The 24,470-nt window shown below is 72.0% G+C and carries 24 protein-coding genes and 6 pseudogenes; 25 read left to right on the forward strand and 5 right to left on the reverse strand.

All coding sequences use genetic code 11. The features are described from left to right. Positions 1 to 876: LCP family protein (locus GA0070617_RS00005; protein WP_139135538.1), on the forward strand; the 876-nt coding region annotated here is incomplete at its 5' end. Positions 877 to 1,032: 156 nt separating this feature from the next. On the opposite strand, the gene GA0070617_RS32520 is transcribed toward GA0070617_RS00005, so the two are convergent. Further along, the gene (locus GA0070617_RS32520; protein ID WP_483308191.1) at positions 1,033 to 1,350 is read right to left on the reverse strand and encodes a hypothetical protein; all 318 of its coding nucleotides are present in this window, start codon (positions 1,348 to 1,350) and stop codon (positions 1,033 to 1,035) included. A gap of 64 nt (positions 1,351 to 1,414) precedes the next feature. Between GA0070617_RS32520 and GA0070617_RS32525 the strand changes: the two genes are divergently transcribed. The 7 genes and pseudogenes from GA0070617_RS32525 (at position 1,415) to GA0070617_RS00035 (ending at position 6,140) form a co-directional block, all read left to right on the forward strand. After that, entirely contained in the window at positions 1,415 to 2,047 is a 633-nt protein-coding gene (locus GA0070617_RS32525; protein WP_483308192.1) for an LCP family protein, read from the forward strand. 10 nt (positions 2,048 to 2,057) lie between these two features. Further along, positions 2,058 to 2,377 (forward strand): annotated as a pseudogene (locus tag GA0070617_RS00015) (rhodanese-like domain-containing protein); the annotation flags it as partial. A 104-nt stretch (positions 2,378 to 2,481) separates the two neighbouring features. Next, positions 2,482 to 2,786, forward strand: a pseudogene (locus GA0070617_RS32105) (glycerophosphodiester phosphodiesterase). An 82-nt stretch (positions 2,787 to 2,868) separates the two neighbouring features. Then, positions 2,869 to 3,177, forward strand: coding sequence for a hypothetical protein (locus tag GA0070617_RS32110; RefSeq protein ID WP_342341777.1), 309 nt, complete (start codon positions 2,869 to 2,871; stop codon positions 3,175 to 3,177). Between the two features lie 44 nt (positions 3,178 to 3,221). After that, positions 3,222 to 4,679, forward strand: coding sequence for a PAS domain-containing sensor histidine kinase (locus GA0070617_RS00025; protein ID WP_091432244.1), 1,458 nt, complete (start codon positions 3,222 to 3,224; stop codon positions 4,677 to 4,679). Between the two features lie 63 nt (positions 4,680 to 4,742). Further along, positions 4,743 to 5,156, forward strand: coding sequence for an ATP-binding protein (locus GA0070617_RS00030; RefSeq protein ID WP_175440378.1), 414 nt, complete (start codon positions 4,743 to 4,745; stop codon positions 5,154 to 5,156). Positions 5,157 to 5,255: 99 nt separating this feature from the next. Continuing rightward, complete coding sequence (locus GA0070617_RS00035; RefSeq protein ID WP_091432247.1) at positions 5,256 to 6,140, forward strand: DUF5926 family protein; 885 nt, start codon at positions 5,256 to 5,258, stop codon at positions 6,138 to 6,140. Here GA0070617_RS00035 and GA0070617_RS00040 read toward each other — a convergent pair. Continuing rightward, complete coding sequence (locus tag GA0070617_RS00040) at positions 6,126 to 7,406, reverse strand: arginine deiminase (RefSeq protein WP_091432250.1); 1,281 nt, start codon at positions 7,404 to 7,406, stop codon at positions 6,126 to 6,128. The two genes, GA0070617_RS00035 and GA0070617_RS00040, sit on opposite strands and share 15 nt — an antisense overlap. Before the next feature lie 159 nt (positions 7,407 to 7,565). Here GA0070617_RS00040 and GA0070617_RS00045 point away from each other — a divergent pair, with 159 nt between their 5' ends. The 4 genes from GA0070617_RS00045 (at position 7,566) to pheA (ending at position 10,668) form a co-directional block, all read left to right on the forward strand. Next, positions 7,566 to 8,306 carry a hypothetical protein gene (locus GA0070617_RS00045; RefSeq protein WP_091432300.1) on the forward strand — a complete coding sequence of 247 codons (741 nt, stop codon included), beginning with the start codon at positions 7,566 to 7,568 and terminating at the stop codon, positions 8,304 to 8,306. A 175-nt stretch (positions 8,307 to 8,481) separates the two neighbouring features. Next, positions 8,482 to 8,934, forward strand: coding sequence for a hypothetical protein (locus GA0070617_RS00050; RefSeq protein ID WP_091432254.1), 453 nt, complete (start codon positions 8,482 to 8,484; stop codon positions 8,932 to 8,934). Positions 8,935 to 9,027: 93 nt separating this feature from the next. Then, on the forward strand, positions 9,028 to 9,708 hold the full coding sequence (locus GA0070617_RS32275) for a hypothetical protein (RefSeq protein WP_373868333.1): 681 nt from the start codon (positions 9,028 to 9,030) through the stop codon (positions 9,706 to 9,708). Positions 9,709 to 9,717: 9 nt separating this feature from the next. Next, positions 9,718 to 10,668, forward strand: a complete 951-nt coding sequence (gene pheA / locus GA0070617_RS00060) for a prephenate dehydratase (protein ID WP_091432257.1) — start codon at positions 9,718 to 9,720, stop codon at positions 10,666 to 10,668. 91 nt (positions 10,669 to 10,759) lie between these two features. Here the strand turns inward: pheA and GA0070617_RS00065 are convergent, their stop codons facing one another. From GA0070617_RS00065 to GA0070617_RS00075, 3 genes are all read right to left on the reverse strand, one after another. Beyond that, positions 10,760 to 11,476 (reverse strand): AIM24 family protein, encoded by a 717-nt coding sequence (locus tag GA0070617_RS00065; protein ID WP_091432260.1) that lies wholly within the window; start codon positions 11,474 to 11,476, stop codon positions 10,760 to 10,762. 86 nt (positions 11,477 to 11,562) lie between these two features. Then, positions 11,563 to 11,925, reverse strand: coding sequence for a metallopeptidase family protein (locus GA0070617_RS00070; RefSeq protein WP_175440377.1), 363 nt, complete (start codon positions 11,923 to 11,925; stop codon positions 11,563 to 11,565). 211 nt (positions 11,926 to 12,136) lie between these two features. After that, positions 12,137 to 12,568: an OsmC family protein gene (locus GA0070617_RS00075; RefSeq protein WP_091432263.1), complete on the reverse strand. Its 432-nt coding sequence runs from the start codon at positions 12,566 to 12,568 to the stop codon at positions 12,137 to 12,139. Between the two features lie 276 nt (positions 12,569 to 12,844). Here GA0070617_RS00075 and GA0070617_RS00080 point away from each other — a divergent pair, with 276 nt between their 5' ends. The 13 genes and pseudogenes from GA0070617_RS00080 to GA0070617_RS30290 all read left to right on the forward strand — a co-directional run. After that, positions 12,845 to 13,561: a hypothetical protein gene (locus GA0070617_RS00080; RefSeq protein ID WP_091432266.1), complete on the forward strand. Its 717-nt coding sequence runs from the start codon at positions 12,845 to 12,847 to the stop codon at positions 13,559 to 13,561. Between the two features lie 305 nt (positions 13,562 to 13,866). Continuing rightward, positions 13,867 to 14,007, forward strand: a pseudogene (locus GA0070617_RS29485) (HAD family hydrolase); the annotation flags it as partial. Then, positions 13,995 to 14,588 (forward strand): annotated as a pseudogene (locus tag GA0070617_RS00085) (sodium:solute symporter family transporter); the annotation flags it as partial. The pseudogenes GA0070617_RS29485 and GA0070617_RS00085, both read left to right, overlap by 13 nt. A gap of 146 nt (positions 14,589 to 14,734) precedes the next feature. Then, positions 14,735 to 15,499: an ABC transporter ATP-binding protein gene (locus GA0070617_RS00090; RefSeq protein WP_091432269.1), complete on the forward strand. Its 765-nt coding sequence runs from the start codon at positions 14,735 to 14,737 to the stop codon at positions 15,497 to 15,499. Continuing rightward, positions 15,484 to 17,190 carry an ABC transporter permease gene (locus tag GA0070617_RS00095; protein WP_373868332.1) on the forward strand — a complete coding sequence of 569 codons (1,707 nt, stop codon included), beginning with the start codon at positions 15,484 to 15,486 and terminating at the stop codon, positions 17,188 to 17,190. Before GA0070617_RS00090 ends, GA0070617_RS00095 begins: the two co-directional genes overlap by 16 nt. A gap of 47 nt (positions 17,191 to 17,237) precedes the next feature. After that, the gene (locus tag GA0070617_RS00100) at positions 17,238 to 17,894 is read left to right on the forward strand and encodes a hypothetical protein (protein ID WP_091432274.1); all 657 of its coding nucleotides are present in this window, start codon (positions 17,238 to 17,240) and stop codon (positions 17,892 to 17,894) included. Positions 17,895 to 17,941: 47 nt separating this feature from the next. Beyond that, entirely contained in the window at positions 17,942 to 18,457 is a 516-nt protein-coding gene (locus tag GA0070617_RS00105) for an SRPBCC family protein (RefSeq protein WP_091432277.1), read from the forward strand. 6 nt (positions 18,458 to 18,463) lie between these two features. Continuing rightward, positions 18,464 to 19,018, forward strand: a pseudogene (locus GA0070617_RS00110) (flavin reductase family protein); the annotation flags it as partial. Between the two features lie 438 nt (positions 19,019 to 19,456). After that, positions 19,457 to 19,804 (forward strand): DUF485 domain-containing protein, encoded by a 348-nt coding sequence (locus GA0070617_RS00115; RefSeq protein WP_091432283.1) that lies wholly within the window; start codon positions 19,457 to 19,459, stop codon positions 19,802 to 19,804. Continuing rightward, positions 19,801 to 21,477 carry a solute symporter family protein gene (locus tag GA0070617_RS00120; RefSeq protein ID WP_091432286.1) on the forward strand — a complete coding sequence of 559 codons (1,677 nt, stop codon included), beginning with the start codon at positions 19,801 to 19,803 and terminating at the stop codon, positions 21,475 to 21,477. Before GA0070617_RS00115 ends, GA0070617_RS00120 begins: the two co-directional genes overlap by 4 nt. 145 nt (positions 21,478 to 21,622) lie before the next feature. After that, a complete protein-coding gene (locus GA0070617_RS00125; RefSeq protein ID WP_091432290.1) occupies positions 21,623 to 22,600 on the forward strand; it encodes an NAD-dependent epimerase/dehydratase family protein in 978 nt (325 codons plus the stop codon). Between the two features lie 77 nt (positions 22,601 to 22,677). Then, the gene (locus GA0070617_RS00130; RefSeq protein WP_091432293.1) at positions 22,678 to 23,898 is read left to right on the forward strand and encodes an LCP family protein; all 1,221 of its coding nucleotides are present in this window, start codon (positions 22,678 to 22,680) and stop codon (positions 23,896 to 23,898) included. A gap of 224 nt (positions 23,899 to 24,122) precedes the next feature. Further along, positions 24,123 to 24,470, forward strand: a pseudogene (locus GA0070617_RS30290) (LCP family protein); the annotation flags it as partial.

The following is a 24,470-nucleotide window of genomic DNA, read 5'->3' on the forward strand; positions in this document are numbered from 1 at the left end:
GTGGACGCCCGGGAGCGCTGGGCCGCCGACGACGTCCGGGCGGACAGCATCATCGTGCTGCACATCCCCGCCAGCCACGACCAGGCGTACCTGATCTCCATCCCCCGGGACACCGAGGCGGAGATCCCGGAGTTCAGCAAGAGCGGTTACCCCGGCGGCACCGACAAGATCAACGCGGCCTTCCAGGCCGGCGCCCGCAACGGCGGCGGCTGGGAGGGCGGGGCCCAGTTGATGGCCCAGACGATCAAGAAGATGACCGGGGTCAGCTTCGACGGCGCGGCGATCATCAACTTCGGCGGCTTCAAGAGCGTCATCGACGCCCTCGGCACCGTGCGGATCTGCGTCAGCCAGGAGGTCAAGTCGGCCCACATGTCGTACGTGGACGACAAGCCGATGTGGAACGCGGACGCGAAGAAGACCGGCAAGGCCCGTACCCCGGTGGTGCACAAGAAGGGCTGCCGGGAGATGGAGGGCTGGGCCGCGCTGGACTACTCCCGGCAGCGCTACGGGCTGAAGAACGGCGACTACGACCGCCAGCAGAACCAGCAGCAGCTGATCAAGGCGATGGCCCGTAAGGCCACCGAGAAGGGCATCCTCTCCAACCCGGTCAAGCTGCAACAGCTGACCAAGGCGGCCGGCAAGGCGTTCATCCTCGACACCGGCAAGGCCTCCCTGCCCGACCTGGTCTTCACCATGCGGGGGGTCACCGGCAACGAGTTGACCATGCTGCGCACCAACGGCGGCAACTTCCACGGCAACGCCAACGGCCGGGAGACGCTCAGCCCGCAGACCCTGGAGATGTTCCAGGCGGTACGCAGGGACGAGCTGGGCGAGTTCATCTACACCAACCCGGCGATGCTCTCCACCCGGAAGTAGTTTCCCCGAACGCCACTGATCAGGCAGGACGTCTCCGTAGCCTGACGTGAGAGGTATTCACGTCAGGCTACGGAGGTGGGCGCCACGTCCAGGGCGGCACAGACCGGACCCCGGCGCCGGGCCGGGCGACGACGGGCGCCCCGCTGGGCGCGGATCCTACTCGGCGCCGGGCTCGTCCTGGTCCTGCTCGCCGGGGTCGCGGTCGTCGGGCTGCGCCTGCTCGGCGACCGGTACGAACGGACGGTGCTCCGGGAGCAGCTGCTCGACCCGACCGCCCGGCTCGACGGCACCAGCCTCGACGGCCCGCTGAACTACCTGCTCGTCGGCTCCGACCGGCGACCCGGCGACGACAACCCCGCGCAGCGCTCGGACAGCATCCTCATCGTGCACGTGCCGGCCGGGCTGCGCCAGGCGTACCTGATCTCCGTACCCCGGGATCTGCTGGTCACGATCCCCACCCGGCGGCGGCTTCACCGGTGGGGAAGACAAGATCAATGCCGCGTACGAACACGGCGGCGGCGGTCAACCGGGTGCCCGGCTGCTGTCGGCGACCCTGACCCGGCTCACCGGACTGCGCTTCGACGGCGCGGCGCTCATCGACTTCGCCGGCTTCCGGACCGTCATCGACCTGCTCGGCGGGGTCCGGATGTGCGTGGACACCGAGGTCCGCTCGATCCACACCGGCACGGTCTTCCGCCCCGGCTGCCAGCAGATGGACGGCCGGCAGGCGCTGGACTACGTCCGGCAGCGCTACGACCTGCCCCGGGGCGACTACGACCGGCAGCACCACCAGCAGCAGCTCCTGCGGGCGATGTTGGAGCGGGCCGGCCAGACCGACCTGCGCCGCGATCCGGTCAAGCTGGACCGGGTACTCCGGGCGGTGGGCAGCGCGCTGACCGTGGACACCAACGGCGTACCCCTGCAGGACCTGCTCTTCGCGCTCCGCGCGCTGCCGGCCGACGCCCCTGCACGCGTGCAGATCCCGTCCTCCCCGCAGACCATCGACGAGGTCTCCTACGTCGTGCTCGACGACGGCGGCACCGGACTGTTCGCCGCACTGCGGGACGAACAGCTCGACGGGTGGGCCGCCGCCAACCACGCTGGGTCAGCAAGCTGTGACCTCCGTACCGTTCCGCCCGGCCTCCGCCGGATCGACCGGACGAGGATCTAGGTTGGTACCCGTGTTCGGACCCAGGTACCCACGATGCCCGTGACCGAGATCGCCGACGAACCTACCTGCTCGACGTCCGGGAGGACGACGATGGGCGGCCGGCCACGCCCCACAGGCCCATCACCTGCCCATGATGGAGCTGCCTACCCGGCTCGCCGACGTCCCCACCGACCGCGAGGTGGCGGTGATCTGCCGCTCCGGTGGTCGCTCGGCACAGGTGGTGGCGTACCTGATGACAACGGTTGGGACCAGGTGCGCAACGTGGTCGGCGGGATGGGCGAGTGGGCCACCGCCGGACGACCGGTGGTCGACTCCGACGGGCGACCCGGCGGGTGCTCTAGGGCCACCGACGTCATGGCCGAACCACTGGTCTTCGCGCACCGCGCTCCTCCGCCGACCTGCCGGAACACACCCTGGCCGCGTACCTGCGGGCGTTGGCCGACGGCGCCGACGGCCTGGAGTGCGACGTCGGCTGTCCCGCGACGGACATCTGGTCTGTGTCCACGACCGTCGGCTGGACCGGACCAGCAACGGTCACGGCCTGGTCAGTGCCCGCACCCTCGCCGAGCTGGACCGGTTGGACTTCGGCTCCTGGCATCCCGGCTGCGGGCCCGCCGGGCCGCCGGACGAGTCGCACACCCGGCTGTTGACCCTGCAACGGCTGCTCGACGCCGTGCTGGCCGCCGGCCGCCCGGTCCGGTTGCTGATCGAGACCAAACACCCTCCCGTACGGGCGTGACGTCGAACGCCGGCTGGTCGCCCTGCTACGCCGGTACGGCCTGACCGAGCCGGGCCCCGACGATCCGGTACGGGTCACCGTGATGTCCTTCTCCCTGCTGGCCGTGCGCCGGGTCCGGGCGCTGGCACCGCGGCTGCCCACCGTGCTGCTGATGGACCTGCCGCCGCGCTGGCTGCGCCGGGGACACCTGCCGTTCGGCACCCGGATCGCCGGCCCCAACGTCGAGCTGCTGCGTACCCGCCCGTGGCTGGTGCCGGCGCTGCGGGCGGCCGCCACCAGTGTACGTCTGGACGGTCAACGAACCGGCCGATCTCGACCTGGCCTCGCCGCCGGGGTGGACGGGCTGATCACCGACCGGCCCGCGCACACCCTCGCCCGCCTCGGCAGGTGAACCGGGGGGTGCCCGGTGCCTCTCCGACCGGGCACACTCACAGCATGCCGGAGCACACCGATCTCACCGCCCTCATCACCGGCCAACGCACCGCACTGGAGATGCTCAACTCGGGTTCCGCCGCCCTGCCCGCCCTCACCCGGCTGCTCCAGGAGGTCCAGCCGGCCCTCGGCGCGGCGGGCATGGCCTTCGTGGAGTTCACCCCGCAGGGCGGCCGGGTGATCGCCGCGACCGGGGCCAGCGAGTGGACCCTCGGCCGACCACTGCCGGCCTCCGATCCGGCCACCGTCTGCCTGCTCACCGGCCCCAGCGTCCAGCAGGTCCGGATGACCCACCTGCCCGGTCACCTCGCGGGTGAGCTGGCCGAGCGGGGCCTGCGGTGGATGGTCGTCGGCCGGGCCGAACTCGGTGGGGTGACCGTGGGCAGCCTGCACGTGCTCTACCCGGAGGCGCGGGATTCCCTGGACGCCACCGAGCGGGCGGTCGTCGGGTACCTGGCCGCCTGCGTCGCGCACCTGTACGGCGATCGCAACGGGCTGCCCGTACACACCGAGGGGCCGGTGGTGGCGGCGCTGGCCGACGGTCTCGCGGTGGTCGACCCGGACGGCCGGGTACGGCTCTGGAACCCGGCAGCCACGCAGGTCACCGGCCACTCCGCCGCCGAGGCGCTCAACCGTCCGCTGCCGTTCCCGTTGCCGCCGCCCGGCCGGGCGCTGGACCACCGGCTGCCCGACGGCCGCTGGCTGAAGATCAACTCGGGTGAGCTGCCGGGGCCGGGCAACCTGCGGGTGGTCACCTTCCGCGACATCACCGACCAGCAGCGGCGGGACCGGGACCGCGAGTTGTTCGTGGCGGTGACCAGCCACGAACTGCGCACCCCGGTCACCGTGATCAAGGGGTACGCGGACACCCTCTGCAACCACTGGGACTCGCTCACCGACACCGATCGTCGGCAGGCCGCCCTGGTCATCGGTCAACGCGCCAACGAGCTGGCCCGACTGGTCGACCGGCTGCTCTCCTCGGCCGCCGAGGCCGCCCCCGGCGCGGAGCCACCCGCCCGGTTCGACCTCGGTGCGGCCCTACGGGACGCGGTCGCCGACCTGCCCGCCGAGATCCGCGAGCGGCTCCGCCTCGACCTGCCCGCCGACCTGCCCAGGGCCTGCGGGTTCCGGCAGAACCTGGCCACCGTGCTGACCGAGCTGAGCACCAACGCGGGCAAGTACTCCCTGCCCGGCGCACCTATCGAGATCACCGCCGACGCCGACGAGCAGACGGTCGCGTTCCGGGTCAGCGACCGGGGCATCGGCATCCGCCCCGAACACGTGGAACGGGCCTTCGAACGGTTCTGGCAGGGCGAGTCCGGTGACCGGCGTCGGTATCCCGGTGCCGGGCTGGGCCTCTATCTCGTCCGGCAGATCGTGGAACAGCAGAATGGGTGGGTATCACTCCGCCCTCGAGCCGGGGGCGGTACGGTCGCAGAGGTGCGGCTGCCGCGCGGGTGACCGGTGCGGCGACAGGGTGAGAGGGCGACCGTGGAAACGGGACGGACCGAGCGTTCGTGGTGCGTGGTGGTGCCGCACCATGCCGTCGGCGCCCGGTTGGCCCGGCGCCGGTTGGCCGACGAGCTCGTCGACGTCGTACCCCCGCTGCTCCTGCCCGACCTGGTAGCCGTCCTGGCCGAACTGGTAGGCAACGCGGTCCGGCACGCCGACGCGCTGCCCGGCGGGGTGGTCCGGGTCGCCTGGCGGCTCTGGTCGACCCCGCACGGGGTACGCGTCCAGTTGCGGGTCACCGACGGCGGTTCCGCCGACGGCCCGCGGCTGCGGGTGGCCGGGCCGGACGCGGTGGGCGGCCGGGGGCTGCACATCGTGGCCGGACTGTCGACCCGGTGGGGCGTGGACCGCGACGGCCTGGGCCAGAGCGTCTGGGCCGACTTCGAGCCCGCCACCGCCGCCCGGGGAGACTTGGTCCCCACCTGAGCCGGGCCTGGTCGCCCGGGTCGGGTCGGGCTTGGTCGCCGGACCGGGCCGGGCCTGGTCGTCCGGGCCTGGTCGTCGGGTCGTCTAGGCTCTCTCGGCGTGAGCAAGCGTCGAAAGAGTCAGCGGGCCGGCGAGGCCAGCCCGAAGCGCACCAAGGTACGCGACGTCTTCGTACCCCGGCCCTTCGAGGGGTTGGTCGACGAGCCGGAATGGATCGCCCTGCGTGAGCTGGTGCCGGCCGCCTCCGCGCCGCTGCGGCTCACCGAGGACATGGTGGCCGAGCACGGCGACCGCCCGGTGGTCCTGGCCACCGTGCTGCCGATGGCCGCACCGGCGATGAGCCGGGCGGACGGTCAGGTCTTCGTCGGCCTCCAGCGGCACCAGCAGTCCGGCGACGTCTCCCGGGACCTGGCCGAGGCGCTGCTCTGCGCGCTGCGTACCGAGCCGGGTCAGCCGGTCCAGGTGCCCCCGATGCCCGGCGAGGGACCGCGTCTGCAGGACGTCCTCGTCGACGCCCCGCTGGAGATCAGCATGCACGAGGGCTTCGAGTTCTGGCTGGAGCCGGAGGCCGCCGGGAACCCGACCGTGCAGGCGTCGCTGGAGCGCGCCAATGCCGCCGTCTACCCCACCGTGCGGCTCTCGGCGGCGCGGGCCGCGTACTGGTGCCAGGTGCCGGAGAAGGCGCACGTGCGGTGGGTGCTGCCCGACGACGAGGACGCCGCCCTGGACACCCTGGCCCGCCTCGGCGCGGCCGGCACCCTGACCCTCGGCGACCACACCCGCTTCGCCGGCATGTTCCGCGCGCACGGTCGCCTGACGCCGGTCTGGGACCTGCCCCCGGACGTGCCGGCCGCCGAGTGGGAGGACCCGGTGACGCAGTTCGCCAAGCGGTACGCCGAGGCACTGGCCGACCCGACGCCCCTGGACCCCGCGGGCCGCCGGGCGAGGCAGGGCCTGGTAGGCCGCCAACTAACCCTCCGCTGAGGGGTAAGGAAGGGCCCCCTGTACATCAGAAGGCGATAGGAAGGGGCCCTTCCTTACACCTGGGAGGGGGTCGCGGGTGACGGGGCAGGACATGCAGCGGGGGCCGCCCCGGCCGGAGCCCAATTCGGAGCCGGCGATCCGGATCACCTCGATGCCGGCCCGTTCGAGCTGGGCGTTGGTCTCGACATTGCGTTCGTAGCCGACACAGAGCCGGGGCGCCAGGGCGAGGGTGTTGTTGCCGTCGTCCCACTGCTCCCGCTCGGCGGTGACCGGGTCCAGACCGGTGTCGATGACCCGGAGCCGGTCCAGGCCCATCGCGTCGGCGGCGGCGCGCAGGAACGGTGCCGGGCCGCTCACCCGCGGCTCGCCGTCGGGCTCCGCCACCACCGTGTACGCCGCCAGCGTGTCCGCCACGTTCGGGTACATCAGCACGGCGTCCACGTCGACCATGGTGCAGACCGTGTCCAGGTGCATGGTGGCCCGCTCCTGGGCGATCGGGACCACCAGCATGGTGTGGGCCAGGTCGGCGGCGAAGACCTGTCGGGCGAGGCGTTCCGCTCCGGCCGGCGTGGTCCGTTCGCCCACCCCGACGGCGAGCACCCCGGGGGCCATGAGCAGCACGTCACCGCCTTCCAGGTGTTCCAGCCCGGGGTGGTAGACGAGTTCGGTGCCGACGAACCGGGGGTGGTGCCGGTAGATCGCGTCGGTGAGCGTGCTCTCCCGGCGGCGGGCCGGCATGGCCAGGCTGGTGACCGCCACCCGGTCGCCTACCCAGACCGCGGAGTCCCGGGTGAAGAGCAGGTTGGGCAGCGGGTCGATGACGAAGTCGTGCCGGTCCAGCAGGCTGTAGACCAGGCCGCCGGGGCGCTCCGGGCTGATCCGCAGTTCCTCGTGGGCGAGCCCGGCGATGAGCACGTCGGCGAGGGCGGCGGGGTCCAGATAGGCCAGCTGCTCGGCGGTCCGGCGGCGTAGGGCGTCACCGAGCCGGGGCGAAACGAGCACCTGCTCGGTGAGGTGACTGCGGGCGTCGGCGACCGCGAGTGTCTCGGCCAAGAGGTCGGCGAGATACAGCACCTCCACCCCCCGACCGCGCAGCGCGGCGGCGAAGGCGTCATGCTCCTCCTGCGCCCTGCCCACCCATGGGATGGCGTCGAACAGCAGCGAGTCGTTGTTCCGGGGGGTGAGCCGGGCGAGTTCCGGTCCCGGCCGGTGCAGGATGACCGTGCCGAGCACGCCGACTTCGCTGTCCACGTAGTGAGTCACCATGGCAGGGTAGGCAGGGATTGACGGCATGCGGAAAAAGAACCGTGGATGAATACGGCATTCATCCGCACTCACTCCGGCGCTCCGACTTGCCGACCACCGCCCCTGGCGACGTAGGGTAGTGGGGACATAACTTCGAGGGACCTTTTGCCGGAGGTCGCGATGACTGTCTTTCCCGCACGACGAGCCGTACCCACCGGTCGGGCGCTGCCGCCCGCCGATGCCTCCCAGCCCCGGGGCGAGTCCCCCGGTCTGCTGGGAGCGGCTCGACCGACACCCATGGAGTGGGCTCGTCGCCGCCGGGCCGAGCGCGGTGCGCGCCGGCTGGAGGCCGCCGGGGCCCGTGCGCTCGGGCAGCTCGACCATCTCGGGCCCTCCTGGCATGTCGTCGAGTGGCCCCGGACGGACGTGTCCGACCTGCTGCTCGACCACGGCCACGACGAGCGTGCGGGTTACCTCGCCATCGGGCCGAGCGGGCTCTTCGCGATCACCATCGCCGACCACGGCCGGGCCCGGGTGCTGGTCGCCGGGGACGTGGTGCAGATCAACGGCAAGCGTCCGGCGTACGTCCAGGAGACCCGGCGGGACGCCAAGCGGGCCAGCAAGGCGCTCTCCGACGCGGTCGGGCTGCCCATCCCGGTGACGCCGGTGCTGACCTTCGTCGGCTCCGGCGTCATCAGCGTCTACGGCCTGCCGAAGGACTGTCTGATGGCGACCCACCGGGAGCTGGACCGGCTCCTCGTGGCCGGGGGCAACCGGATCAGTCCGGCCACCGCCGACAAGCTGTCCCAGGTCGCGCAGCATCCCGGGACCTGGCTGAACGGCACGTACCGTCCCGCCGCCGACTACCGGTGGTACGACGAGGGCCGAACGGCCGCTGACAAGGCGGCCAACCGCCGGTAACGTCTCGGGCGACGCCACGTGGCCCGTTCCACCGAGCTGTCTCGTCCCTCCGTCCACGCCGTCCGCGTTCGGGTGTCCGGCTCCACCGGCGACCCGGCAGCGCTCCGGCGTGGCCGGGCGGGAAGCACGACGACCGGCTAGCGTGGACGGACCGGCGGTGTACCTAGGAGGCGCGGTGGCCCACGTCGAACTCTCGCTCTCGGAAGCCTTCGTGCCGACCGTACGGGCCGACGAGCCGGAGTACGACAGCCTCCACAGGTGGGCGGCCACCGTCTCACACGCGGCCGAGCCCTGCCTGCTGATCGACGCTGAGACCAGGGTGGTGGCTGTCTCGTCGTCCGGCTGCCGGCTGCTCTGCCTCGGCCGACCGGAGGACGTGATCGGCCTGCCGCTGCTCGACGGTGGCCTCCGGCTGCTCGACTTCACCGCGTACCGGGGTGAGCTGACCGAGCAGGACACCGACAAGATCCCACCGCTGCTGGCCCTGCACTCCGGCCGGCTGGCCCGGGGACTGCTGCGCATCCAGGCCGCCGCCGGCGCGCCGGACGCGACAGTGGACGCCATCTCCACGCCGGTGCTCACCGGCAGCGTGGTCGCCGGCTCGCTCACCTTCCTCTCCGAGGTCTGACGCCCGTCCGCTCCTTCACCGGGGGCCGGATGCCTCCTACGATGAGCTGAGCCACCCGACCACAGCCATGCCCATCGATACAAGGATCGGCTCGTGCCGCCCAACCCACCGCGCCGCCCCCGGTACCTCGTCGGGGTCGCGCTGCTCGCCGCCGTACCGCTGGCCGCCTGTGGCACCCCGCCCGAGCTGCAGCGGTCGAGCGCACCGAGGCCGACCGTGTCGGCGCCCAGCGCCGTACCCACCGATCCGGCCGCCGGTCCCGCCCCGGCCGGAACGGTGCTGCCGGAAGGGACGGCGGCGCCGGGTCAGCCAGTGTTGCCCGGTCAGCCGATGCTGCCGGGGACGGTGTTGCCGGGTCAGCCGGTGTTGCCGGGCGGGACGGCGGGCCCGGTGCTGCCGGGCGTGCCCGGTGGTCCCGGCGCCGTCGGTGGCCTGCCCGGCCCGGCACCGGGCCCGACCGGCCTCGGCCCGGTCGCCACGGCCTGCGCCGACGGGCCCACCGGCAGCCGGGTGATCGCGCTGCTGCGGGGTCCGGCGGCAGTGCTGCCCGACAGGGTCCAGACCCGGGTACGCACCGGACCGCTCTGCGCTGACGACTGGCACTACACGGTGCTGGACGTGACCGGACACGAGGAGCTCCAGGTCGTCACCCGGGGCAGGTCGAACGCGCCGGAGCTGGTCACCGCCGGCACCGACGTCTGCTCCGCCGAGGTACGGGCCACCGCCCCGGCCGGCATCCGGACGCTGGCCTGTCCCGGCGAACCAGGTGCGTAGGCTGTCGACATGCCCGGAACACCGCCGACCCGTTTCGTCTACCTCGGCCCCGAAGGCACCTTCGCCGAGCAGGCGCTGCGCACCGTCCCCGCTGCCGAACACGGCACCCGGACGCCCGCCCGCAGTGTGCCCGAGGCGCTGGAGAACGTTCGCAGCGGCGACGCCGACGCGGCCCTGGTGCCGCTGGAGAACTCGATCGGCGGGGTGGTCGGGGTGACCCTCGACGAGCTGGCCGAGGGGGAACCGTTGCTGATCACCCGCGAGGTGGTCCTGCCGGTGGACTTCGTTCTCGCCGCCCGCACCGCCACCCCACTGACCTCGGTACGCGCCGTGGCGGCCCACCCCCAGGCCTCCACCCAGTGCCGGCGGTGGCTGCGCACGTACCTGCCGGACGCGGTGGTCGTGGACGTCCTCTCCAACGGCGCGGCGGCAGCCGGCGCGGCCACCGGCGAGTACGACGCGGCGATCTGCGCCCCGATCGGGGCGGCCCGGCACCGGCTGGCCGTGATGGCCGACAAGATCGCCGACCATCCGGACGCGGTCACCCGGTTCGCCCTCGTCTCCCGCCCCGGCCCACCACCACCGGCCACCGGCGACGACCTCACCTCGCTGGCGGTCTACATCGCCCACGACCGGGTGGGCGCGCTGCTGTCGGTGCTGATGGAGTTGGCCGTCCGCGGGGTGAACCTGACCCGGATCGAGTCCCGCCCCACCGGGGAGGCCCTGGGCCGGTACGTCTTCTTCCTCGACTGTGCCGGGCACGTGGCGGACGCCCGGCTCGGTGAGGCGCTGCAGGGGCTGCGTCGGGTCTGCGCGGACGTACGCTTCCTCGGCTCGTACCCCCGGCACCGCTGGACCGCGACGGACGAAGACCGGCCGGTGCCGGCCCCGGCCGGTCTCTCCGACGCCGACTACACCGATGCGGCGGCCTGGCTGGCCCGGCTACGCACCGGCGAGTGAGGCACCGCGCGGGCCGGGTTAACGCGCGGGCCGGGTTAAGAGGGGGCCCCTGCGCTACCGGAAGCGTTGACCGGGGGCCCTTCCCTACCGCTCAGCTGAGGAGGCTGCCGAGGCCGCCGCGCTGCTCCTGCTGGCCGCTGCCGGTCACCGGTGCCTCCTCGGAGGGCTGCACCACCACGAACCCCTGCCCGGCGAAACTCATCGTGAAAGCCTCACCGGTACGCCGGCCGAGCAGGGTGCCCAGCCCGAGCTGCTCGGCCCGGTGGTAGCCGGTCTGCAGGCTGGCCGACCAGCAGACCGCCGCCTGCGGGTCGACGTAGGTGGGTGCGTCGACACTGAGCACCACCGGGGTGCCCTTGGTGGTGATGGCGATCCGGCCGTGCCCGGTGAAGACGCAGTTGAACAGGCCGGACGACGCCATCCCGGCCCCGCCGACCATCCGGACGTCGTACTGCAGGCCGGAGTCGAAGGCCAGCACGCTGGAGCCGTTGATGGAGAGCGCGTCCCCCGGCTCCAGGTCGATGATGTGCACGTCCTTGGCGAAGTCGGCGAGGAAGAGGTCACCCACGCCGGTGACCTTCATCAGCGGGACACCCTCGCCGGTGAGTTTCTGCTTGAGGAACTTGCCGAGCCCGCCGGAGCCGAGCGCCTGGAACTGCATCTGCCCCTGATAGGCGACCATCGACCCGACCCGGGCCATCGTCTCCCCGTTGAGGGCGATCTTCAACATCTTGGAGTTCTGCAGCCGCATACCGGGCTGCGCGGACTCCCTCTCCAGGTTCTCCGCGGAGAACAGCTCGCTGCGCATGGTGAAGGTGCCTCCTGATTCGCGTACCTGCCTGTGAAGGTAGGTCAGCGCCGCAACCGGCCGGCATCCGCCGAACCGGCAGCAGGTCAGCCCCAGCCCAGCTCGTGCAGCCGCTCGTCGTCGATGCCGAAGTGGTGGGCGATCTCGTGCACCACGGTCACCGCCACCTCCTCGACGACGTCTTCGTCGGAGTCGCAGATCCGCAGGATCGGTCGGCGGTAGATGAAGATCCGGTCCGGCAGCACCCCGGCGTAGTCCCAGCCCCGGTCGGTGAGGGCGTGGCCCTCGTAGAGGCCGAGCAGCTCCGGCTCGCCCGGTGGCGAGTCGTCCTCCACCAGGATCACCACGTTGCTCATCAACCCGAGCAGTTCCTCGGGCACCTCGTCGAGCGCCTCACCTACCAGTTCCTCGAAACGTTCTCGGCTCATCTCGACGGGCACGTCGTCCATTCTGCCGGCAGCCGGGCCGGAACGCCGGGCGGCGACCGATGCCGGGGACCGGGCGGGTTCGTCAGGCGACGGCCAGGCTTCGCCGGGTCGGCCGGCGGGGCAGCGGCCGGACGGGAGCAAGGGCCGGCCGGGGTGGCGAGGTCGAGGGATGCCCGACCGCCCGCCCGGAGGCGGGGCGGCCGGGTGCCCGTCGAACAGAAAGCGGTGTACGTCAGGCGGCGAGGCGCGCGCTGAGACTGATCTGCGCGCCCGGAGAGAGCAGCCGCGAGATCGGGCAGTTCTCCTTGGCGGCCTCGGCGAGCTTGGTGAACTGGGCCTCGTCGAGGCCCGGCACCTGGCCGACCGTCTCCAGGTCGATCCGGGTGACCGTCATACCGGCGTCGGTCTTGTCCAGGTGGACCTTGGCGGTGGTCTGCACCGAGGTGGCCGGCGAGCCGGCGTCGGCCAGCCCCTTGCTGAGCGCCATCGAGAAACAACCGGCGTGGGCCGCGCCGATCAACTCCTCGGGGTTGGTCCCCTCGCCCTCCTCGAAGCGCGACTTGAACGAGTAGTTCCCGGCGAGGCCGCCCTTGCCGGTGCTGATGGTCCCGGACCCCTCGGTGAGGGTGCCCTGCCACTGTGCGGATGCGGTACGGATAGGCATTCCCCGACGCTAACCGACGCCGGGTCCAGCGGCGACCGTCCCACCGACTCGGTGCCCGCCCGCCGGTCCGCCCCGCCCGCCACGGGCGGGCCACGACACCGGCAGGTACGACATCCGCGGGCCAGGGCGTCGGAGGGTCGGGACCCGGCCGGCGACCGCCGGTTGTGTCATGATTCGGCGGGAGGCCGACGGCCGGGTCCAGCCCCGGCACGGCCGGGTCCAGCGGCAACGCGGGTCCACCGACGGCTCAGGCTCGCGCAGGCGGAAGGGTGGCCGATGTCCCAGGATCTTCCCGTTCCCCGGCAGAACGACCGCTCCGACGGGCCGGCCGTCCTGGAATGGGGACCGGACGAGCCGGCGGCACCGTCGTCGGGTCGTTTCGGGCGTACGCTCGCCGGCCTTGGCCGGGACCGACGGCTACCGCCGGTGCTGGCCGGGTTGGGCGCGGTTGCCGCGATGGCCTCGCTGGTCGGCGAGTGGCTGGTGATGACCGTGCCGGACAGCGGCCCCGGGGCGGACACGGTCCTGCGGGTGCCCGGCAACGTCTCCGAGGTCGGCGGCTTCGGGGCCGGTTACCTGGTCGGCCTGCTGGTGCTGAGCGCTGTGGTGGTCCTCGCGCTGGCCGGCACCCCGGCGGTACGGCCCAACGCCCGGTTGGCCGGGTTGGCGCTCACCGGAGCGCTGCTGGCGCTGCTGGTGGCCACGGCCTTCTCGCTCGACGAGCCGAGCCAGCGCACCCTCTTCTACTCCCCCGAGGACGGCTTCCAGGTCGAGTACGGTCGCGGCCTGGTGATGGCCTTCGTCGGCTGCCTCCTGCTCGTGGCGGCGCTACAGCTCAGCGGCCAGGCCACCGAGGCACCGACCGACAGCCCCGGATGGCGGTGGCCTGGTCGCCGGGACCGCCCGCAACCGGACGACGACGAGCTGCCCGCTCCGGCCGACCTCACCGTCGGACCCGCCGTCCCGTTCGCCCGCCCCGAACCCCCAGCCTGACCGCACCATCCCACCCCGACACCCACCCCACCGCACCCCGGCGCCCGCCGCACAGGATCTTTCAGGCACGTAGGGGAGCAGCCCCACGGGTGGCGGGGCAGGGGCAGCGGAGGACGGGCGGACGGAGTGCGGGGCAGTGGCTGGTCAGGTGGTCACCGGGTGGTCGCCGCGGGTTGGTGCCCGATTCGCGCGGAAGCCATGGTTGCGACCGGTTCACCGAGGTACGGTTGCTGCCCGCCGTTGGAGGATCGGAGGCACCGACGACCGGACGACCGGGCCCGACGGCGGCGGGCGAAGGAGGAGCCATGACCCGCCCGGGACTACCCAAACTGATCGCCACCGACCTCGACGGGACGTTGGTACGCAGCGACGACACGGTGTCCGCGTACACCCATGGTGTGCTGGACCGGGTCCGGGCCGCCGGCATCCCGGTGGTCGGCGCGACGCCGTGGTGGTGCTGCTGCCCGGGGCGGCCCTCGGCGACGGCACCACCGGCCGGCTGCTCGCCGCGCTGGTCGCCGCCGGGGCGTTCGCGGCCTTCCTCTCCACCTCGTCCGGCCTGCTCACCAGCGTCGCCGGGGTGATCTGGACCGACGTGCTGGGCCGCGGCTCGGTGCGCGACTTCCGGCTCGCCACGGTGATCGCCGGTGGGATCCCGGCCGCGCTGGCGCTGAACGTCTCCGGGCTGGACGTGTCGCAGGTGGTCGGGCTGGCCTTCGCGGTAGCCGCGTCCAGCTTCTGCCCGCTGCTGGTGCTCGGCATCTGGTGGCGCGGCCTGACCGACCTGGGCGCCACCGCCGGAGTGCTCGCCGGTGGCGGCGCGGCGATCACCGCCGCCCTGGTCACCGTGCTCGGCCCACCGCTGTCGGGCTGGCCGGCCACGCTCGTCGCCCAGCCCGCCGCCTGGACGGTGCCGCTGGCCTTCTCGGTGATGATCGCGGTGTCGATGCTCACCCGCCGCCATGCCCCCACCGACGTCGCCACCATCATGCTCCGCCTCCACACCCCCGAAGCCCTCCGCCTGTAAGGAAGGGCCCCCTGTTAACGCTTTTCGTATAGCGGGGCACCCCTCTCACCGCCCACCGGGGCGGACGAAGCTCCTGCCTGGGGAGGAGACACAGGTCGTACCGCGGCGGGATCAGCCGGTGGCGGTCGCGGGCTAGGGTCGCAGGCATGACTGAGGAGCACCGGGCGCTCGCGCTGCGCGGGCTGGTCAAGCGGTTCGACAGCAAGGTGGCGGTCGCCGGCGTCGACCTGGACGTGCCGACCGGGTCGTTCTACGGCCTGCTCGGCCCGAACGGCGCGGGCAAGACCACCACCCTGTCGATGGCCGTCGGCCTGCTGCGCCCCGACGGTGGCCAGGCCCAGGTGCTCGGGTACGACGTCTGGACCGACCCGGTACGCGCCAAGCAACTACTCGGCGTGATGCCCGACGGGGTACGCCTCTTCGACCGGCTCGACGGGGCGGAGCTGCTGGCGTACCACGGCTTGTTGCGCGGCATGGACCCGGCGGTGGTGGACCGGCGCGCGGCCGAGCTGCTGGACGTCCTCGCGCTCGGCGACGCCGGCCGGACGCTGGTGGTCGACTACTCGGCCGGCATGAAGAAGAAGATCGGCCTGGCCTGCGCGCTGCTGCACGGCCCCCGGCTGCTGGTACTGGACGAGCCGTTCGAGGCGGTCGACCCGGTCTCCGCCGCGCTGATCCGCGACATCCTGCACCGGTACGTCACCGGTGGCGGGACGGTGGTCTTCTCCAGCCACGTCATGGAGGTCGTCGAGCGGCTCTGCTCGCACGTGGCGATCCTCGCCGACGGGGTGATCAAGCGGGTCGGCACCATCGACGAGGTACGCGCCGGCCGGGCGCTGGAGGACGTCTTCGTCGAGGTGGTCGGTGGTCGGACCGCGACGGGTGAGGAGTTGGCGTGGCTGTCCCGGTGACCACCCCGCCGGTCGTCGCGCCCACCGAACACCTCCGGCCGGTCCGGGCCCGACACTTCGTCCGGCTGAAGCTGCGGGTGACCAGGAACAATCTCCGAGGCCAGAGCTGGCGCGTGGCGCTGTTCGTACTCGGGGTGTTCTTCGGTCTCTGGTTCGCGGTGGGTGGCTTCTTCCTGTTCGCCGCGCCCGGCCTGGCCGACGGCGGCCGGTACGCGATCCTGGCCGGTGCGCTCGGCGGCGGCCTGGTGACCCTGGGCTGGCTGGTCCTGCCGCTGGTCTTCTTCGGGGTGGACGAGACGCTCGACCCGGCCCGGTTCGCGCTGCTGCCGCTGAGCCGGCGGACCCTGGTCACCGGGCTCTGCGCCGCCGCCCTGGTCAGCGTGCCGATGGTGGCGGCGCTTGTCGCGTTCGCCGGGCTGGTGCTCACCGCCGGCCTGCTCGGCGGCTGGGCGGCGGCCGTGGTCTGCGTACTCGGGGTGCTCTCCGGGTTGTTGCTCTGCGTCGCCGGCAGTCGGGCGTTGACCAGCGCGTTCGCCACCATGCTCCGGTCCCGTCGGGTCCGTGACCTGGCGGCCGTCCTGCTCGCGGTGCTGGCGGCCATGCTCGCCCCGATCCAGCTCGCGCTCACCGCCGCGCTACGCGACGCGGACTGGGACCGGCTGCTGGGGATCGCCCGGGTGGTCGGCTGGACCCCGCTCGGCGCACCGTGGAGCGCCGGCATCGAGGTGGCCGAGGGACGGGCCTGGGCCGCCGCGCTGAAGTTGCTGATCACCGGGGTGAGCGTCGCGGCACTGTTGCTCTGGTGGTCCCGGTCGTTGGAGTCGGCGATGACCGGTACGGCCAGCGCCGGTGCCGCCCCGGCCCGCCGTGGCCCGGCCGGCACCGCCGTGGCCCGGCTGTTTCCCCGGCCGCTGGGCTGGCTCGGGCGGACCCGGTTCGGTGCGCTGGTGGCCCGCGAGTGCCGGTACTGGTGGCGGGACGCCCGCCGCCGGGCCAACCTGATCACCCTCGTGATGGTCGGGATCTTCGTGCCGGTGATGATCAACGTTGGCGGCGCCGGTTTCGTCTTCGACAGCGAGCAGGGGTTCAGCTCCGCCGGTCCGACCTCACCGCTGACGGCAAGCGTGTCGATGGTCTTCGTCGGGGTGCTGGCCGCGGTGACGCTCGCCAACCAGTTCGGTTTCGACGGCAGCGCGTACGCGGCGAACGTGGTCGCCGGGGTGCCCGGCCGGGTCGAGTTGCAGGCCCGGATGGTGGCCTTCTCGGCCTACGTGGTGCCGCTGCTGGGGGCGCTCTCGGCCGTCATGGTGCTGGTGCTGGGTGAGCCGGCCTGGATCGGCCTGACGTTGGGCGTCCTCTTCGCCACCTACGGCGGCGGGCTGGCGGTCAACTCCTTCCTGTCGGTGCTGGGCGCGTACTCGCTGCCGGAAACGAGCAACCCGTTCGCGATGAACACCGGCGCGGGGATCGCCCGCAGCATGCTCACCCTGGTGTCGATGATCGTCTCGGCGGTCGTGGCGATCCCGATGCTGGTCGCCGCCGTCCTGCTCGGCGACGCCTGGTACTGGTTCGCGCTACCGGTCGGCGTGGCGTACGGGGTGGGCGCGGCGTGGCTCGGCGCGTACCTGGCCGGAGACGTTCTGGACCGCCGGATGCCGGAGCTGCTCGCGACGGTGACCCCACGCCGCTGAGGATGGGTACACTCCATCCCCATCGACTGGCGGATCGAGGAGGCACGATGTCGCGCCGGACCGGTAAGCCTTCCTACCTGCTGGCCCGCCCCGACAACCGGCGACGTCTCGTCGCGGTCGGCGTGGGGCTCGTCGCGGCGGCGGTCCTGCTGGGCGGTGGCATCGGCTACGGCGTGGGACGACCGGATGCCACCGAGGCCAGCATCGCCGACCTGCGACGCGCCGAGACCGAACGCGACGTACAGCAGATCGCCGACCTCACCGCGCTGGCCCGGCAGACCCGCGACCAGCTCTCGCCCATCCTCACCGCGCTGCGGCCGGACGGACCGGCACCCGACCCGGCGCAGGCCCGCCAGTGGCAGCAGACCATGCGTACGGTCGCCGAGCCGTTCGCCAACCCGCCGTCCGGCAGCACCGCCACCAACGTCGCCCGCGGTGGGCTGCGCAGCGCCGTCGACCAGGCCGCCGTGGCGGTGGACGCGTACGCCCTGGCGGCGGAGTCACCGGCGGCCAACCGCAAGGCGCTCACCGACATCGCGGTCCGGCAGGCGACCCTCGCCGCCACCACCTGGTCGGTGGCCGCGACCCAGCTCGACCAGATCAACATCGACGCGGGCCACGGCCACCAGCACGTCTACCTCGACACCGGTCAGGACGGCGGCGCCTTCACCCCCGACCACGCCCCGGAGGGCACCGGCGGCTGAGCCGACTCGCTCGGGCCGGCCATGGGTGGCGGGCGCACAATGGGGCGATGCCTGTCGTCGAGTCGGTGATCACCGTTCCCGTGGCCCCCGAGCTGGCCTTCGCCGTGTCGCAGACGGTCGCGCCGGTGCGGTACCGCTGGGATCCCTTCGTCCGGGAACAGCACTTCGTCGACGGTGCCACCCGCCCCGGCAAGGGGGTGCGTACCTTCACCCGCTCCCGGCACGGGCTGACCATGGTCAGCGAGTACGTCTCCTTCGCCCCGCCGACCAACGTCGGGATGAAGATGATCCGGGGGCCGTGGTTCTTCGAGATGTTCGCCGGTGGCTGGCGGTTCGCCCCCGGCCCCGAACCGGACACCACGCTCGCCACCTGGCGGTACAGCTTCCGCTGCCGGCCGGCGTTCCTGCGCCCGATCGCCGACCGGGTCGGGGTCTGGCTGCTCGGCCGGGACATCCGCCGGAGAATCACCGGGTACGCCGCCGGCTGCGCCGACGAGCAGGTGCTCGCCGCCGCCCGGGAATCCCTCTCCGGGCCCGCTCAACAGCCGGAGAGTCACGGTTAGCTTCGTGCCCCAGTCCGGCGCGGCACAATGTTTCACGTGAATCATGAGCCGGGTGCCGAGATCCACCACACCGACCCCTTCGCCGTACCCGTCGGTGACCGCTCGCCGGTCCGGCGGTTGCGGGGGCGGCTGGCCGCCCCGGTCACCCTCTGGACGGCGCCCGGCCCGGCCGGGCTGACCGTATCGTCCACGCTGGTCGCCGAGGGCGAGCCGAACCGGCTGCTCGGGCTGATCGATCCGGAGTCGGACCTGTGGGCGGCGGTCGAGGATTCCGGTCGGTTCGCGGTTGCCCAGTTGGGCCCGCCACACCGGCAACTCGCCGACCGTTTCGCCGGCCTCTTCCCGGCCCCGGGTGGCCTCTTCGCCACCGGCGAGTGGACCGAAACGTCGTACGGGCCGGTGCCGGCCGACGCCGGTGGCTGGGCGGGGTGCCGCCTGGACGTCGCCCGCGAATACGGCTGGGGCCTGCTGGTGGAGGCCACGATCGAGACAGTGGAACTGGCCGAGGAGACCGCACCCCTGCTGCATTACCGAGGCCGCTACCACACCCTGAAGGACTGACCGCCCTCGACAGCATCGGACATGCCTGCCGCCGTCACCCGCCCAGCAACGGGCTGCGGGCTGCGGGCTGCGGGCTGCGGGCTGCGGGCTGCGGGCTGCGGGCTGCGGGCTGCGGGCTGCGGGCTGCGGGCTGCGGGCTGCGGGCTGCGGGCTGCGGGCTGCGGGCTGCGGGCTGCGGGCTGCGGGGGCTGACGTTCGGCGGCGGGCGGGGGATGAGCCGGCGAGGTGAGAAGGGTGCCCTGCTATACCGGAAGCGTTAACAAGGGGCCCTTCCTTGCACGGGGGGGACCGTTCGGCGGGGTGACGTGGGTCACTGGGCGCAGCTAGTCGGCCGTTCGGCGCAGCCGTCGACCGGTACCGATCTGGGCCTATCCGGTAGGGCGGTGCGCTTCCTACGGTCGCCCAAACCCCCACGCCTGTGAAGGTGGTGATCCACAGATGTCCACGGACACACCCGCTTCGGCCCCCCACGGGCCCGAGCGGTACCTCGCCGTACAACGGTCGGACGAGTTCGCCGGGTTGCGTCGCGCGCTGCGCGGCTTCGTCTTCCCGATGACCGTCGCGTTCTTCCTGTGGTACGCGCTCTACGTCATTCTCTCCGCGTACGCCCGGGGCTTCATGGGCACGAAACTGTTCGGCACCAACATCAACGTGGCGCTGATCTTCGGCCTGCTCCAGTTCGTCTCGACGTTCCTGATCGCCTGGTTCTACTCGCGGTACGCCGACCGGAAGATCGACCCGATCGCCGACAAGATCCGCGGCGAGCTCACCGGAGGTGAGTCGTGAGCGCACTCTTCGCGGCGGAGGCCAGCGGCGGTGGTACCGCCCGTACGCTGACCATCACGCTGTTCCTGCTGCTGGTGGCCGGCACCCTGGCGATCACCATCTGGGCCAGCCGGCAGACCAAGACGGCGACGGACTTCTACGCCGGCGGCCGGTCCTTCACCGGCTTCCAGAACGGTCTGGCCATCGGCGGCGACTACATGTCGGCCGCCTCGTTCCTCGGCATCGCCGGCCTGATCGCCCTGTACGGCTACGACGGCTTCCTCTACTCGATCGGCTTCCTGGTCGCCTGGTTGGTCGCGTTGCTGCTGGTGGCGGAGCTGCTGCGGAACTCCGGCCGGTACACCATGGCCGACGTGCTGGCGTTCCGGATGCGGCAGCGTCCGGTGCGGACGGCGGCGGCGGTCTCCACCATCACGGTGTCGATCTTCTACCTGCTGGCCCAGATGGTCGGGGCGGGCGCGTTGGTGGCGCTGCTGCTCGGCATCCGGCCGGGGACCACGTTCCTCGGCATGGGCGCCGACACCGCCAAGGTCGCCACGATCGTGCTGGTCGGCGCACTGATGATCATCTACGTCACGGTCGGCGGGATGAAGGGCACCACCTACGTGCAGATCGTCAAGGCGGTGCTGCTGATGGGTGGCACGCTGCTGATGACCATCCTGGTGTTGGCCAAGTACAACTTCAACCTCTCCGCGCTGCTCGGCGACGCGGCGGCCTCGTCGGGTCAGGGCACCGCATTCCTGGAACCCGGGCTGCGGTACGGCGTGGAGGTCGCCGGCAACGCGACGCAGACGTTCTACAACAAGGTGGACCTGCTCTCGCTCGGCATCGCGCTGGTGCTCGGCACGGCCGGCCTACCGCACATCCTGATCCGGTTCTACACCGTGCCCACCGCCAAGGCCGCCCGCAAGAGCGTGCTCTGGGCGATCGGCATCATCGGCACGTTCTACCTGTTCACCCTGGCCCTCGGCTTCGGCGCGGCGGCGCTGGTCGGCAGCGAGGCAATCGTCGCGCAGGACAAGGCCGGCAACACGGCGGCGCCGCAGCTCGCCGAGCGGCTGGGCATCGACTTCTTCGGCGGGGACATCGGTGGCGCGGCCATGCTGGCGATCATCGCGGCGGTCGCCTTCGCCACCATCCTGGCGGTGGTGGCCGGGCTGACCCTGGCCTCCTCGTCCAGCCTGGCGCACGACTTCTACGCCAACGTGATCAAGCGGGGCGAGGCGTCCGAGCGGCAGGAGGTGAACGTCGCGCGGATCTCGGCCTTCGTCATCGGCGCGGTCGCCATCGTACTGTCGATCTTCGCGCAGAACCTGAACGTGGCCTTCCTGGTGGCGCTGGCCTTCGCGGTGGCCGCCTCCGGCAACCTGCCGGCGATCCTGTACAGCCTGTTCTGGAAGCGGTTCAACACCTCGGGCGCGGTCTGGTCGATCTACGGCGGTCTGCTGGCGGCGGTGCTGCTGGTGTTCTTCTCACCGGTGGTCTCCGGCGCGCCGACGGCGATGTTCCCGGATCACGACTGGCAGTGGTTCCCGCTGTCCAACCCGGGCATCCTCTCCATCCCGTTCGGTTTCCTCTGCGGCTGGATCGGCACCGTCATCTCCAAGGAGCACGACGAGGACAAGTACGCGGAGTTGGAGGTGCGCTCGCTTACCGGCGCCGGCGCGCACTGAGCCGGACCTGGCCGCGCCCCGGCCGGCCCGCCGGTCGCAGTTCACCGGCACCCTGTCCGCGCCACTCGAGCCGACGGTGAGAGGGGTCCCCTGCTATACGCCAGGCGTTAACAGGGGGCCCTTCCTTTATCGGTAGGGTGCGGGTATGAAGGTTGCTCCGCGCTTCGGTACCGGTCATCGTGTCCTCGTCACCGGGGGGGCCGGTTTCGTGCCGTCGCACCTGGTCGACTCGCTCGTCGCCCGGGGCTGCGCGGTGGTGGTGCTCGACAACTTCGTCACCGGGTCCAAGGAGAACGTCGCCCACCTGGTCGACCGGCCGGGCTTCACGCTGGTCGAGGCGGACATCTCCGACGGGCTGCCGACCGACCACCCGGCCCTGGCCGAGCGCTTCGACGCCATCCTGCACATGGCCTCGCCGGCCAGCCCGACCGACTTCGCCACCCTGCCGGTGGAGATCCTGCGGGTCGGTTCGGTCGGCACCCTGCACCTGCTGGAGCGCGCGGTCGCCGACGGTGCCCGGTTCCTGATGGCCTCCACCAGCGAGGCGTACGGCGATCCGCTGGAGCACCCGCAACCGGAGACGTACTGGGGCAACGTCAACCCGATCGGGGTACGCAGCGTCTACGACGAGGCCAAGCGGTTCTCCGAGGCGGCCACCATGGCCTACCACCGGTACCGGGGGCTGGACGCGGCGATCGTCCGGATCTTCAACACGTACGGGCCGCGGATGCGCCCGGACGACGGTCGGGCCATCCCCACCTTCATCTCCCAGGCGCTGCGCGGTGAGCCGATCACCGTGCACGGTACGGGGAACCAGACCCGCTCGATCTGTTTCGTCGACGACCTGGTGCGGGGCATCCTGCTGCTGCTCGACTCGACCGAGACCGGCCCGGTCAACTGCGGCACCGAGCACGAGCTGACCATGCGGCAACTGGCTGAGTTGATCGTGTCACTCTCCGGCAGCAGCTCCGAGGTGACCTACGTCACTCGGAGTGCCGACGATCCGGAGAAGCGCCGACCGGACCTCACCCGCGCCCGGGAACTGCTCGGATACGCCCCGACGGTGGGCCCGGAGGACGGGCTGCGGCGGACCATCGAGCACTTCCGTCAGCGACTGGGGTGACCGGCGCGACACTCGCCGAGGCCAACCTGTACATCGCCTGAGGGCAATACTGGCGCGCGCTACGTACCCTGAGTTACATGTCAGCGACCAGCTCAGCCGGTGATTCGCTTCCGTACCTGCACCGTGGTGCCGGGCGCGCGTCGGTCCCCGGCCCGGCCCGGGGCGCCGGCCGGTCCCGGCCGGCCGCCCAGTGGTACCCGTCGCACGACGACGGCCCGGCGGGCGCCGGCCCGGGTGGGCCGGGCGGGCCACGTCAACCCGACGGACCGGCCGGCCCCGCCCCCCGCGGTCGGCAGCCGCGCTGGCGGCGCGGCGTCCTGGTGGTCGGGGTGGTCGTGCTGGTCCTGGCGCTGGTCGGCGGGGGCGGGGCGTGGTTCTACACCCGCAGCCTCAACAGCGACCTGGCCCGCACCGACCCGTTCTCCGAGATCACCGGCGGCCGGCCGGCGAAGACCGTGGACGGTGCGCTGAACATCCTGCTGGTCGGCAGCGACTCCCGGGACCCGGACGCCCCGGTCGAAGAGGCGAGCAAGTGGCGGGCCGACACGATCATCGTGATGCACATTCCCTCCGACCACCGCTCCGCCTACCTGGTCTCCATTCCCCGGGACCTGTACGTGCCGATCCCGGAGGCGGCCAACGCGGAGTGCGGATCGGGCAACCGAGGCAAGATCAACGCGGCCTTCGCATTCGGTGGACTGCCGCTGGCGGTACGCACCGTGGAGTGCTTCACCGATGTCCGGTTGGACCACGTGATGGCCATCGACTTCGCCGGTTTCAAGCAGGTCACCGATGCCCTCGGTGGGGTCGACCTGAAGGTCGAGCGGACCACCACCTCGATCCACAAGCCGTTCCGGACCTTCGAGAAGGGCACCAACCACATGAACGGCGCCGAGGCCCTGGACTGGATCCGGCAGCGCAAGCAGTTCCCGGACGGTGACTTCGCCCGAATGCGTCACCAGCAGGAGTTCCTCCGCGCGTTGATGGACAAGGCCGCCAGCTCGGGCACCCTGACCAACCCGCCCAAGCTGAACGCGTTCCTGCGGGCGACGACCGACGCGGTCACCGTGGACCAGGGCTTCTCCCTGGCCGACATGGCGCTGCAGTTCCGCAATCTGCGCGGCGAGAACCTCACCTTCGTGACCAGCCCGCACGCGGGCAGCGAGACCATCAACGGCGAGTCGGTGGTGGTCTCCGACCGGGAGAAGGCTCTGGCGATGTACCAGGCCATCACCGCGGACACCATGGCCGAGTGGGTGCAGGCCAACGAGAAGCCCGCCGACTCGGGCGGTAGTTGACGGTTCCGTTTCGAATTCGTTTCGACAGACGTCATCGTCGGTCGGTGACCGTGGGTGCGCGCCGCGCCACCGGTCACCGACCGGTCGTATCCGTCGGTACGTTCGGCCAGTTAATTGAGGCGAGCAGGAAGAACAACGGCAGATTGCCGCCGGGGGAACTCGCCACGAGGGGCCCGGATCCGTAAAGTGATCCCTCCCCTCTTATCACGCGAACTGGAGCACGCATGCCGGTTCAGACCCGCCGTCGATCCTCGGCATCGACGCATCCGAGCGCGGCCGCCAAGGCCTCGGCGGCCATCCCGTCGCAGCGTTCCGGCGGTGGGAAGCCCCCTGGCGACCCGCCGAAGCCGGCGAAGAAGCGCCGTCGCAAGGACCCGCTCTGGGCCCGGATCACCGTCGTGGTCGGCGCGGTGCTGATGGTGACCAGCGGAGCGGCCCTGGCCGGCAGCAAGGCCGTGATCAGCCAGGCCACCGGGAGCATCGCCCAGCGCAACCTGCTCGGTGAGGCGGGCAAGTCCGACGCCGAGGGTGGGGAGAGCCTGGAGGGTCCGATCGACATGCTGCTGCTAGGG

The sequence above is a fragment of the Micromonospora yangpuensis genome, from assembly GCF_900091615.1.
Classification (GTDB): domain Bacteria; phylum Actinomycetota; class Actinomycetes; order Mycobacteriales; family Micromonosporaceae; genus Micromonospora; species Micromonospora yangpuensis.